Here is a 12,933-nt window from a genome sequence, read left to right as displayed (position 1 = left end):
TTCCCGTTCTCTTTAACAAGGGGTCCGGCGAAACCAACTGACTATGCGTCAATGATTTCGAGGCAATTTCCATCCAGTAGCTTTTGTAGAATATCGGCGTGCTTGGCGAATATCTTGGCAGAAAACGGGGTTTCCTGCGCCATCATATTCACAACAAACAGATCGGAAAACGCCAATTCAAAGGAAAGATCACCCACAGAAACCGCATATTGTTGGGGCGACTTAAGCGGTGTGATCATAATTTTCACGAAAGGCCGCTTTATCAACTGACAATCGCCATCGATCAATGTCTTCGCAGTATCCTGAACGTAATCATAGACTGCACCGAGCGGGTCCTCATCCGCACTGTCGCTGTCAAATTCTTCACCAAATTCATCGCCAAAATTTTGCGCAGGTTTACTGAAATACTGCGCGAGCCATTTGACGAAATAATCTTCGTCAAAGACATCGGTCATGAAGCTTCTGAAATCACGAATATGGTCGGCTCCAACCTGAAATGGTACGGCATTTTCTGTAAGATTTTGTCCCAGATACCGTGGCATATTCTGATAATTTTCTTCCAGAAAATGACCAAACTCAATCAACATTTCAGACAGGGTAGGCCCCAAAAAGCCAACGGAATATGTTAAGGACGGTTGTAAGCTGACCCCTTCATGAGGGAACTGGGGCGGAATGTAAATGACATCCCCCTCTGAGACCGTAACCTCTTCTCCGTCAAATGAGGTTTTCAGAATTTTAAGAGGAATGTCCTCAATATGATCTCCATTTTTAAGCGCTTCATGGGCAATTTTCCAGCGCCGTTCACCTTTGCCCTGAACCAAAAAAACATGATAGCTGTCCGAATGCGACCCCACAGTGCCGCCTTTTGGCGAATAACTGACCATAATATCGTCAAGCAACCAACGAGGGCAAAAGTTGAAATGCTTTAGAAGTTCCGCTGTTTCTTCATGGTACAGATCAACATTCTGAACAAGCAGGCTCCAGTCTTCTTCGCCGAGTTCTGCAAAAACCTGTTCGGGCAAAGGACCATAATCGCATTTCCAGTCGCTTTGTTTTTTACCTTTTCGAACAAGACGGGACTTCACCTCTTCTTCCATTGCAAGTCCGGCAACATGATCCTCATCAATCAGCGTTTCCGTTACTTCTGTTGGGATCAAGCCCCGAACGACAAACGGCTTTCTGTTCCAGAATTCAAGAAAAAATTCTTTGGAAGTTGGCAGATGATCAAGAATAAGAGACATGGATTTAAGTCTGTTCATAAGTAAAAAAAGTTTGATAGACGCATACAGGATGCGAGTAAAGCCGGTTTAACGAAAGCAAGACACTCTAACATCGAGACGATGGCATGAATTCCAGTCGAATCACAGTGCAAGCCCAATCGCCTTTGGACAACCAATTCAAGCGCCCTACGCCAGTCCCCTTCGCAGAAAGCCCCATGTAGAGGGCCATATATAGCGTGGGCACAAATAAATGCCCTGATCTCCAACGTATAGTTTGACAAACAAACTGATGCAAACAATGACCTATGGTGAATGTCACGTTTTCTGGAAAGAATAGTCAAATGGAAATCACTGTAAATTTTTTGGACAACCTTCGGCTTGAGGCAAAGTTTGATGATTTTACAATAACAACTGATCAGCCAATCCGGTATAAGGGCGATGGAACCGCCCCTAGTCCATTTGACTATTTCCTTGCGTCTTCTGCCCTTTGTGCCGCCTATTTCATCAAGGTATATTGCCTGTCACGTGATATCCCGACAGACGATATTCGGGTATCTCAGAACAACATCATTGATCCTGAAAACAGATACAATCAGACCTTTCAAATTCAAGTAGAATTGCCGCCCAGCATTTCAGAACGGGATCGGTTGGGAATTTTAAGGTCAGCAGATCGCTGTACTGTCAAGAAAGTCATTCAGACAAGTCCTGAATTCAAGATCGATGCGGTTGATGATTTAAACGACACACCGTTGCTGGATGCCTACGAAGGTGACGGCAATACCATGATTATTGGTAAAGACCTGCCGCTGGAAAAAACGATTAAGAACATGACCTCTATCCTATCCGATATAGGCATCAAAATCGAAATCGCGTCCTGGCGTAATATTGTTCCAAATGTCTGGTCGCTTCACATCCGCGAAGCGGCATCCCCCATGTGTTTTACCAACGGTAAAGGGGCGACACAGGAAAGTGCCTTATGTTCAGCACTCGGTGAATATATCGAACGGATGAGCTGCAACTTCTTCTACAATGATTATTATTTTGGAGAGGAAATCGCCAACAGCGAATTTGTTCATTACCCGAATGAAAAATGGTTTAAAGTCGGCAAAGAAGATGCCCTACCAGATGGGTTGCTGGATGACACATGTCTGGAACTCTATAATCCAGAAGGAGATTTAAGGGCATCTCATTTAATTGACACGAATTCAGGACGGGCAGATCGCGGGATTTGCGCCCTGCCCTTTATCCGTAATTCTGATCAGAAAACAATTTACTTCCCATCAAACCTGATCGAAAACCTTTTTGTCAGCAATGGTATGAGTGCAGGAAACACGCTGAATGAAGCAAAGGTACAGTGCCTGTCCGAGATTTTCGAGCGTGCCGTCAAACGCCAGATTATTGAAGAAGAGATCATTCTGCCCACCGTCCCAAAGGAAGTTCTCGCAAAATATCCCCATATCCTGGAGGGTATAAACGAGCTTGAAAATAAAGGTTTTCCTGTTCTGGTAAAAGATGCGTCATTGGGGGGCAAGTTCCCAGTCATGTCCGTCACGTTAATGAACCCCAAAACAGGCGGCGTGTTTGCATCTTTTGGTGCCCATCCCAGTTTTGAAGTTGCCTTGGAACGATCCCTTACTGAATTACTGCAAGGACGTAGCTTCGAAGGGTTAAATGACGTTCCGCCGCCAACTTTCAATAGTCATGCCGTCAGTGAACCAAGTAATTTTGTCGAACATTTCATTGACTCAACAGGCGTTATTTCATGGAAATTCTTTAGCGAAAAAGCGGATTTTGCGTTTTGCGAATGGGATTTCAGCGGTACGACAGAGGAAGAGAATGAAACCCTTATGAACATTTTGGCAAGTCTTGATAAGGAAGTCTATATCGCAACCTATCAGGACTTTGGCGCGACCGCCTGCCGGATTCTAGTGCCAGGTTATTCCGAAGTTTACCCAGCGGAGGACCTGATTTGGGACAATACCAATAAGGCACTTATGTTCCGGGAAGATATTTTGAATATTCATTCCTTATCCGATCAGGAACTTGAAGATTTGCTGGAGCGTTTTGAAACCGCCCAACTGGATCATTATACCCTTATTTCAGAAGTGATCGGAATTGAGTTCGATGAAAATACCGTCTGGGGCAAGCTGGATATCGGAGAGTTGAAGATCCTGATTTATCTTGCACTAAACTATTTTGAAGATGCAAAAGAGATCATTATCGATTTCTTGAATTTCAATGACAATACTGTTGAGCGCGTTCTGTTCTACCGGGCGATGAGCGCCGTTCTGGATATTACACTTGATGACGATCTGGACATTGAAGACTATTTACCCAACCTGACCAGAATGTACGGCACTGACGTTATGAAAAACACGGTTGGATCCGTGACTGGAGACGTCCGTTTTTCCGGCTTAACGAAAACAAGCCTGAAACTTGAAGGGTTGGATAAGCATCTGAGATTGATTGAAAGCTATAAGAAATTACACTCGGCGCGGGCACGCCAACAATAACGGAACCTCAGTTTCCGTTTATCAATGACCAGATCATATTGCTGTGGACTTAAAAAATGAGGATTGATGGTCAATCCTCACCCTTGGCTTTTAACAGTCCTATTGCAAGACACTGATCTGCAAACAAAATCAGGAACACACCCGGATTTCTCAGCCCGGCTTAAGCCCCTTGTTTTTTGGAAGACACTAAACAGTCGTTAAGTCACTAAACAGTCGTTGACGCAAACAGTCGTTGACGCAAACAGACTGAACCGTTCAATTTTTCAACACCTCAGGCAAGCCCAGCAAACGAAATCCAGCGTCTTTCAGTTTTTCTGTGACGCGATTTGCAATCGCCAAAGCGTTGTCGCTGTCACCGTGCACACAAATACTGTGAATTGGTGTTTCAATCCCACTTCCAGACGGCGTCATGATCTTTCCAGCCTTTAAAAACGAAAGAACCTGATCGGCACTTTGTTCGGGGTCGTGAATAACGGCACCGGGTGATGACCGCGGGGTCAGGTTTCCGTTTTCCTGATAGGTTCGATCTGCAAAAATTTCAGCAGCGGTTGGCAATCCGGCCTCTAGTCCAGCCTGATAGAGGCAGGATCCCGCTGGCGCCAAGAGGATCAGCGCCGGTGACATCATCTGAACGGCCTTCGCAATGGCCTTCGCCATCCCCATATCTTCGCAGGCCATATTATTGAGCGCCCCATGCGGCTTAACATGCGTAACGCCCCCGCCCTGACTTTCGGCGATCCCTTTCAGCGCGCCGATCTGATATGTGACCATTGCGGCGAGTTCTTCTAGAGGAATAGACATCCTACGCCGACCAAACCCCTGAAGGTCAGGAAAGGCGGGATGGGCTCCGATACTAACCCCTTTTGCGAGTGCCAGCCGGACTGTTTCCGCCATAACCAGAGGGTCACCGGCATGATATCCACAAGCAATATTCGCGGAACCAACAACATCTAGCATAGCGCCGTCATTGCCAATGGAATATGCCCCGAAGCTTTCCCCCATATCTGCGTTTAAATTGATTTGCTTCGTCATGATAGATCCTCTAAATGGCCTGGGAAAAGCCCCGGTTTTTGCGCATCGACAACACCCCCGATCAGGTTGCTGGCATACAATGCCTTCAGGTCAACGGCCCCTTCGCCATAGTAATCGTGAATGCTATTGATACTTTTCTCAATTTTACTTTCCAGCAGTTGACGAGACGCCCCTGCCTGTTCCAAGTCAACGGCCTTGAATTTTATTTCTTTGCCCGGCGTCAATTGGCCCAGACGATGAAGATCTGCACTGATGATCGTTGCCACTTTCGGATACCCCCCAACAGACTGGCAATCAACACATAGAATGATCGGATGACCATTGCCGGGCACTTGAATCGCACCGGCAACCAGCCCATCGGAGATAAGATCACTCCCCTTTTCCGGCTTTGGAAAAAGCGCATTTCCTTCCAAGCGGATCCCCATCCGATCCACGTCACTGCTGACCTTGAAAGCGTTCATTAAGAAGGATTGAACGGTTTCCTCCGCGAAATAGTCCTCTTGTGGGCCAAAAATGACATTGAAAGGCTCTTCCGACAACGGCACAGGGTCTGCCATTAGTCTCTCATATCCGCGAACGGAGGCGGCCTGTTTAAGCGATAATATATCACCGACCTGAAGAAGGCCTCCCATATGCGCACGGGCATAGGTTGAACAACTATCCAACACGGGATCAAGGGCAAGCCCCCCTTCAATCGCAAGATATCCTGTTGCCCCTTTCGACATCGGGTCCACTTTAAGGACATCCCCTTCATTGAGTGTCACAGTCTGCCATGGTGAAATAGGTGTTTTATCCCCACTTTGGGCATCGATCAGTTCGCCGCCAACGTGACAGGCCAGCGCAACCCGCAACGAACCTGACTGTGCTTTAATCGTTGGGCCCATAAATCGAAATTCTATGGCTGTCTCAAAAGGATCATTTCCGACCAGCGCGTTGCCCAATCGCAACGAAACCGGGTCAATCGCCCCGCTACGGGGGACACCAAACCCGCTATAGCCAAACCGCCCTTTGTCCTGAAGAGAGGCGAGCATACCCGGTGATACAATTTTCAGTTTTGCTGTCATCCTAGCGGTCCTCCTTCATAAATGAAGTCGGCATCAGACGACCTGCGGTCAGGTCCTCTTTTAATATCTCGAAGTCATGACTATTTACCGCTTCGAAGGAAACCTTTTCACCCGGCGCAAGCAAGCTTGGCTGGTCCCAATCGGGATTGAAAAGAGGGACAGGGCAACGTCCAAGCAAATGCCATCCCCCTGGGCTTTCCCACGGATATATCGCGGTCTGATCATTCGCGATAGCAACCGAGCCTGCCGGTACCCGCACACGCGGACTGGTTCGCCTTGGAAAACGTAATATGTCGGGAACCTCCGACATGAACGGAAATCCCGGTAGGAACCCGATCATCAGAATATCAAAAACCTGTCCACTATGAAGTGCAATTACTTCCGCAACAGACAAATTGGCGTTCTTTGCGACCTCCTCAAGGTCCGGTCCGTATTCCCCCTCGTAGCAAACAGGCAATGTCCACAAAGTGAGTTTTTCTTCATCGCCGCCCACAGGCTCAACCGCCAGATCTGAGACTGTGTCCTGAACCGCTTTGTAATCTGCCTTTGCCGGATCAAGGCAGACCGTCAAAGACCGGGATGCTGAAACCAGGTCAACAACGCCGTTCAGGGCCCCTTTATCAATTTCGCCCTGAACCCTCGAACGAAGGGAACGCACGGTTTTTGCACCAACCGCCCCCTTCAAATTCGGATACTCAATTGTGAACGCTGTGTCACCCAGCATTAACACGCGGATGTCCATGACCAGATCCTATTCTCAAAATATGACTGACAAAAGTTCAGGTTCAATTATGACATGGCGCCGCTTAATAGAACAGGCTAGGCAACCACAAAGCCAACTGCGGGAAGGCAATCAAAATTGCAATCATGGCAAACATGGTCGCAACAAAAGGCAGCGCGCCAATCATAACATCTTTCAAAACACCGCGGGAACGAATGGATTGCACGACAAAAAGATTGATCCCAATGGGCGGCGTAATCAACGCTGTTTCCAACAAGACCATGAGCAGGATACCGAACCAAACCGGGTCATACCCCATGCCCACAACTATCGGGGTTACGATGGTTGCTGTTGTGATCAACATGGAGAAGGTTTCCATAAAGCAACCAAGGATCAGGTAAAAAACGACAATCAGTAATAGCGTTCCAAGCGGCGTCAGGCCCAGTGAAACGATAAAGTCGGTTAATTGGGTTGTCAGGCCAATTGCTGTGAGAACAAAGTTCAGAAAAACAGCGGCAATAATGATCAACATGATGATGGCTGTTGTCCGCATGGTACCGCGAAACACTTCACGCATCATGTTGAAGGACAGACTTTTATGAAACGCAGCAAGAATAAGGGCTGCGACCACCCCTAATGACGCCGCTTCTGTTGGTGTTGCCCACCCTGCATAGATCGAACCAACAACCACAAGGAAGATAAAAATTGGCGGTACGAGATTAATCAGGCTGGCAAAGCGTTCAGACCAGGAATAGTGAACTTTCTCGCCGCCCCATTGAGGTTTGTAGACACAGGCTATTCCAACGGTTCCCATGAACAGGGCCGCCAATAAAATACCGGGGATAAAGCCAGCAAGATACAGTTCTGAAACCGACGTATTGGTCAACAGTCCGAAAACAATCAGATTGATAGAAGGCGGGATCAAAATTCCTAAAGTACCGCCAGCGGCGATTGTTCCAAGGAACAAAGGCTCGTTGTATTTGCGTTTATGCATTTCAGGTTCGGCAACCGTTCCAATGGTAGCAGCCGTCGCGACACTTGAACCGGATGTTGCAGCGAATAACGCGCAAGCACCAATATTTGAATGCATTAATCCACCCGGTAGCCATGACAACCATTTGGCCATGGCGTCATACATACGCGTCGTAACCCCGGACCGCAGAAGGATCTCACCTAACATGACAAACATCGGAATTGCGACAAGCAGAAACTCGATTGAGTTTGTCCATACAATATCGCCGATCGCACGGTGGATGGGCATACGGGTAAAGAAATGTCCCAAAAACAGACCAAGCCAGCCCAGCGCCGCAGCGACTGGAACACTTAGCCCAATAAGAGCAAGAAGGACGATTACAGTGACAGGCAACATGTGATTAGCCCTTCCCGCTTAAATGTTTTTCTGATTGAGAGGGATCTTCTCCGCCATGCAATTCTGCCTGAATTTCTTCATCGAGAGACGGAATACCGATCAGTTCGTTTACGCGGTTATAGTCGCTTTTCAGCAATGCTGTAAAAGACATGACCGTTAAAACAATTGCGGTAAACAAAGCAAAGCACAGTGCCGCGAACCAGATGGTTTGTGGAATGGCTAACGGGGTCTGCAACGGCGTGATGGATTTACTGCTATATTCAATGGCATCTGAAACCAAGCCGAAGGCGAAGTAACAGATGACGGCGAGAAACCCTGCTGTCAGAACCATACTTAAGGCATCGAGAATACGCTGAATTTTAATGGACAGCTTATTATAGATAAAATCAATACGTATATTTGCCCGGGTGAGGAGTGCATAGGAATAGGCACATGCCGTTGAAATGGCAAACACATATCCAGAAATCTCGTCCGCGCCCGCGATCGAGATATTCAGCAGCTTCCGGGTGATAACATCATAGGTCACCAGAAAGGCAGCTGATAACAATGCCCAACCGCCGACTTGCACAATAATATGAATGAATAAGTTTATTGGTTTGAACATTGGTTTTCTCAGCGCTTCCTGAAAGATAATTTTCCAGATACCCCGATCCGGATCGACGCGCAAAGCATCGATCCGGTGAAGGATAGGTCGGTTTACTTGGCGACCGCTTTCATATTAAGAACTTTACCGACAGTGGCGTTCCAGTTGTCAGCACATTCTTTACCGCACCGTTCGGCCCAACGCGCCAAAACCACGTCATTTGCAACCTTGTCACGGGCAGCCAGATCAGCTTCAGTGGGTTCAACCAGTGTCATGCCGCCCAAAGGAGCATCTTTTCCGATCGGGCATTCATTGCTGGTCAGGCAGGCAATTGCAACATCATCTTCTTTTGCCGTCGCGGCCCACATTTCATCTGTCAACGTGTCAAGACGGGCTTTCATGTCTGTTTGTTGCGTTTCGGACATAGAGTTCCATTTGTCCATATTCATCGCACCAAATGCGAGGCCCCAACCAACACGCATTGAATATACGTATTTTGCGGCCTGATACCATTTCGCCGTGTAGGCAGACATTGTTCCGGTAATCGCGCAGTCGACGACGCCTTTTTCAAGCGCGGGGATCACTTCACCAAACGACACAGTCACAGATGTTCCGCCCACGCCTTCTACGAAATCACCAAGAGATGTAGCATAAACACGGATTTTCTTGCCTTTTAGATCAGCAATGCCGGAAATTGGGTTTTTGCAATATAAAATTTGGCTGGGGAAAGGATAAAGTTGCAGCAGTTTTGCATTATAATATTTGGCGAAAGCTTTTTCCAAAGTTGGGAAAGACGCTTCAGCTACTTTACGCTGAGTGACAATATCTTGCGTAACAGATGAAAGGTCGCCCCCTTCAAACACAGCATTTTCAGCCGCAACATATCCCGGAAGACCGTATGCGTAATCAAACACACCGGATTTCAGCATACGCATGACTTCAAAGCCTTTCAGGCCAAACTCTGAATATGATCCGATGGTCGCAATCACGCCACCTTTGGTTTTCTTCGCAATACCCCGCCAGAAAGGGGCTTCCCGATCATTGTAATTGGTCATGCTATTCCATGTACCAATCACGCTCATTTTAGTTGGGGCATCAGCAGCCTGCGCGCTCGCTCCCATGGCGAGTGCTGTTGCAAAACCTGCCGCAACGCCCACCGATTTCAATGATTTCAACATATTTAGTCTCCCTATTATTAAATAATATTTTAAACGTTAGTGTAGGTTGGTATTAAATTGCTCGCGTCCCGCACCGGCCCCCCGAATATCAGTGATCAGCATATGGCCGGGGGCGTGTGTAATACAGATTGAAGGCTTTGCATTCCGGATGGCGATTTGCGGTGTAACACCACACGCCCAAAAAACGGGCACTTCGCCTTCTTTTATCTCTGTTGGATCCCCAAAATCTGGAACATTTACATCCTCAATCCCAATGGCGGACGGATCCCCGAAATGAATGGGGGTGCCATGGGCTTCTGGAAAACGACTGGTAATTTCTACTGCACGAATGGCGTCCTTCACGGTCATCGAACGCATTGAGACGACAAATTCACCCTTAAAAGGCCCTGCTTCGACTGCCTGGATGTTTGTCCGGTACATCGGCACCGTTTTGTTTTGGATGATATGACGAAGCGGAATGCCATCCATCATCAAAGCGTCTTCAAACGAAAAAGAACACCCTAATATAAAGCTAACGAAGTCATCCCGCCAGTATTCTTGTATATCATCAACCTGTTCAATAAGGTTGCCGTTTTCAAAGATCTTGTATTGAGGCACATCTGTCCGGATATCGACATCGTCGCCAAGCGTGTGCAAAATTGGATCGCCGGTTTCTGACACCCCCACCAAAGGACACGGTTTTGGATTTCGCTGGCAAAAACGCAAAAAATCTGTCGCATACTCCGCAGGAAGAATAGCCAGATTCCCCTGAATAAAGCCACCGCCCAGACCAGCAGTCCCGCCGGTAAAGGATTTGTTGCGAATGGCGGCGCGGACTTCTTTAGGAGACGCCGTGCGCAATTGTTCCTGTATATCCATCGTCACCGTTCCCTCACTGCTCAGTAATTTTTGCTCTAATATTCTTTGGAGCAAACCATTACATAGCGGTTCAATAAAAGCGAACTAGATTTTTCTTACCCTTTTGATAGGTTTTATTTATCGGCTAACCACAATAGTCATGCGCAACATCCGCTGCCAGTGCTGCCATTTTCTCCGCAAGCGGGTTGAAGGGCTCCCTTGGGTATGACGCAGTAAAGACCAGATCGGAAGGCTCCCAAGTACTTGAAATTTTCCGCAGACGCTTCTGATCGACCTCCTCGTTTATCAGGGCAAGAGGCAGCATTCCGATCCCCAACCCATCCAGCGCCATCCGTTTGCACGCAGCAAGAGACGTCGACGGGAACAGCCTCGAAACTTCGATATCTTCCTGTTTGGATACCGCTTGCACCTCTGCAAAAGGGCGGGTATTCCGGGCATAGGTAATAACCGGTTTTTCCAGTATTGTCTGTAAAGGCACCACCCCTTCGGGCAGTTCAATTTCCGGGCTGCAAACCCAGGCAAGCTCAAAAGAGCACAAATCAACGTTTTGAATACTGAACTCTGAGATAGGGCCCATCAAAAATGCAAGATCAAGGGACCGGCTAACCAGCTCGTTTCGCATATTTGCCGTAACATCCACTGTCAATTCGATATCAACATTTGGAAAACTGTGATGAACATGCTGAAGAAAATCAGAAAGCCACGTATGAACAATCGTTTCAGAAACGCCTAACCGCAACATTCCTGATAAAGAATTTGTTTCACAGGCTCTTTCCTTGAACCGATCGGCCATTACCAGCATTTTTTGGGCATAAGGCAGGAGCTCCACCCCCTTGGATGTGAGTTCAAATTTCCCGGCGTGACGTGAAAACAGTTCAGTGCCCAATGATTGTTCAAGAGCGACAATGCGCGAAGAAACAGCAGGTTGACTTGTATACAGTTTTTTCGCAGCTTTCCGAAAACTACCGAGTGTTGCAACCCAAACAAATGTCTCTAATTGCTTAAAGTTCATCCAACTGAGCCGCCTGCATTGTATCGGATATTCAATCCGATGATTGTTCCTGTTTCAAGTGTGCAGTGTGCCTTGTTTTTATGCGCTTGTCATCAGGGAAGGCCCGCCCCTGAGATTGGCCCATGTCTTTAACTTGCTTTGCCTAATCTCCCAACTGACTACATTGCCCCTGAAGAAGCCGCAGACAGACCTCCTGCCCCAACATATTTCGCATTAAAGTGGGAAGCGATTGAAAACTTTTAAAGATTCAGTCTTCATTGTTCACCATTCAGTTGCAAACCTGTCCATTTTATTCAATGGTGTCTCAACAAGAAACAGGAGGGGCTCCCTCTCTAAATAATTATAGGCAAGTTTGATTGAGTCTCACAATATGCAAGACGTAATGGAAAAACCTGCGGCAACACCCGCAAACGGATTTACTGAGTTTTTCAAAAGCAACAATATTTTTCCCGGCTTAAATACCGACCAACTGAAAATTATTGCGGAAAATTGTGCAGTTGAAAGACACCAAAAAGGCGATTTAATACTGCAATCTGAACAGGAATATGACGCCCTATTTATTCTTTTCCACGGAACTGTCGATGTCATTTTAGAGAGCTCTGAAAATGCGCAGAAATTTGTAATCGCCAATCTTGAAGCAGGCACTCATTTCGGCGAAAAAGGCTTTATGGAAATGGGCGCCGCGGCGGCAAACGTAATTGCATCAGAAACAGTAACCGTGCTGTCAATTCAGCGAGAAACAGCCAAAAAATTAGACATTTATCAAAGTATGATAAAAAGCATTGCCGCCGTTCAGACCAACCGGATGCAGCATGCGAATTCCAGACATGCAGAAGCCCTTAAGGCCGCATTTGATCGTCAGGTTGAGCAAAATTCCTTCGGCCGATTTTATATTGCAACAATCCTGCTTTTTGCTATTTCGAGTTTCTTTCCCGACTATACTCATGAGTCCCCGTCATTCCAGCTAGCGATCCGATGGGTATATCTCCTCCTTGTTCTTTTCCCCGCTATTTATGCGATAAAACAGCAAAATGTTCCAATGTCCGTCTTTGGAATTACAACCACTGGATGGCAGAAGTCCCTATTTGAGAGCGTTCTGGTCAGTATTGCTTTTCTACCCGTTCTCATTCTCTTCAAAATCTACAACTCGCCTCCCGACCAGCCTGTTTTCAGTTGGGACACCCTGAAAGCCTTCAGTAGTGTGCAATTGGCTATCCACATTATTACGTATGTCCCCCATTCTGCGATACAGGAGTTCATTGCGCGAGGGGTCGGCCAAGGATCGCTTCAACGGTTTATGCCAGAAGCGCATTTTATGAAGCCGATTGTAATCACCAGTCTGCTTTTTGGAATTTTACACCTGCATCTTTCGATTAAAGCTGC

The 12,933-nt window shown here is 47.1% G+C and carries 11 protein-coding genes; 2 read left to right on the top strand and 9 right to left on the bottom strand.

The genetic code is table 11. From position 1 onward, the window contains the following. Positions 1-41: 41 nt before the first annotated feature. On the bottom strand, positions 42-1,241 hold the full coding sequence (locus ACJAYR_RS12795; protein ID WP_415236960.1) for a cupin domain-containing protein: 1,200 nt from the start codon (positions 1,239-1,241) through the stop codon (positions 42-44). A 320-nt stretch (positions 1,242-1,561) separates the two neighbouring features. On the opposite strand from ACJAYR_RS12795, the gene ACJAYR_RS12790 reads away from it, so the two are divergent. After that, on the top strand, positions 1,562-3,733 hold the full coding sequence (locus ACJAYR_RS12790; protein WP_415236959.1) for an OsmC domain/YcaO domain-containing protein: 2,172 nt from the start codon (positions 1,562-1,564) through the stop codon (positions 3,731-3,733). Between the two features lie 255 nt (positions 3,734-3,988). On the opposite strand, the gene ACJAYR_RS12785 is transcribed toward ACJAYR_RS12790, so the two are convergent. The 8 genes from ACJAYR_RS12785 to ACJAYR_RS12750 all read right to left on the bottom strand — a co-directional run bounded on the left by ACJAYR_RS12785 (position 3,989) and on the right by ACJAYR_RS12750 (position 11,550). Further along, positions 3,989-4,765 (bottom strand): LamB/YcsF family protein, encoded by a 777-nt coding sequence (locus tag ACJAYR_RS12785; protein ID WP_415236958.1) that lies wholly within the window; start codon positions 4,763-4,765, stop codon positions 3,989-3,991. Continuing rightward, positions 4,762-5,829 (bottom strand): biotin-dependent carboxyltransferase family protein, encoded by a 1,068-nt coding sequence (locus ACJAYR_RS12780; protein ID WP_415236957.1) that lies wholly within the window; start codon positions 5,827-5,829, stop codon positions 4,762-4,764. The genes ACJAYR_RS12785 and ACJAYR_RS12780 overlap by 4 nt, the downstream gene beginning before the upstream one ends. Position 5,830: 1 nt before the next feature. After that, entirely contained in the window at positions 5,831-6,571 is a 741-nt protein-coding gene (gene pxpB, locus ACJAYR_RS12775; RefSeq protein ID WP_415236956.1) for a 5-oxoprolinase subunit PxpB, read from the bottom strand. A 64-nt stretch (positions 6,572-6,635) separates the two neighbouring features. After that, positions 6,636-7,919, bottom strand: a complete 1,284-nt coding sequence (locus tag ACJAYR_RS12770) for a TRAP transporter large permease (protein ID WP_169545785.1) — start codon at positions 7,917-7,919, stop codon at positions 6,636-6,638. A 4-nt stretch (positions 7,920-7,923) separates the two neighbouring features. Next, a complete protein-coding gene (locus ACJAYR_RS12765) occupies positions 7,924-8,586 on the bottom strand; it encodes a TRAP transporter small permease subunit (RefSeq protein ID WP_415236955.1) in 663 nt (220 codons plus the stop codon). A gap of 29 nt (positions 8,587-8,615) precedes the next feature. Further along, positions 8,616-9,680, bottom strand: a complete 1,065-nt coding sequence (locus tag ACJAYR_RS12760; protein WP_415236954.1) for a TRAP transporter substrate-binding protein — start codon at positions 9,678-9,680, stop codon at positions 8,616-8,618. Between the two features lie 36 nt (positions 9,681-9,716). Beyond that, on the bottom strand, positions 9,717-10,538 hold the full coding sequence (locus ACJAYR_RS12755; RefSeq protein ID WP_415236953.1) for a putative hydro-lyase: 822 nt from the start codon (positions 10,536-10,538) through the stop codon (positions 9,717-9,719). 124 nt (positions 10,539-10,662) lie between these two features. After that, positions 10,663-11,550 carry a LysR family transcriptional regulator gene (locus ACJAYR_RS12750; RefSeq protein WP_415236952.1) on the bottom strand — a complete coding sequence of 296 codons (888 nt, stop codon included), beginning with the start codon at positions 11,548-11,550 and terminating at the stop codon, positions 10,663-10,665. Between the two features lie 370 nt (positions 11,551-11,920). On the opposite strand from ACJAYR_RS12750, the gene ACJAYR_RS12745 reads away from it, so the two are divergent. After that, the coding region (locus ACJAYR_RS12745) for a cyclic nucleotide-binding domain-containing protein (RefSeq protein WP_415236951.1) at positions 11,921-12,933 on the top strand (1,013 nt) is incomplete at its 3' end.

This window comes from Sneathiella sp. (assembly GCF_047631475.1).
Lineage (GTDB): Bacteria > Pseudomonadota > Alphaproteobacteria > Sneathiellales > Sneathiellaceae > Sneathiella.
The sequence above is the reverse complement of the archived record's forward strand: the minus strand, read 5'-3'. Positions and strand labels throughout refer to the sequence as shown.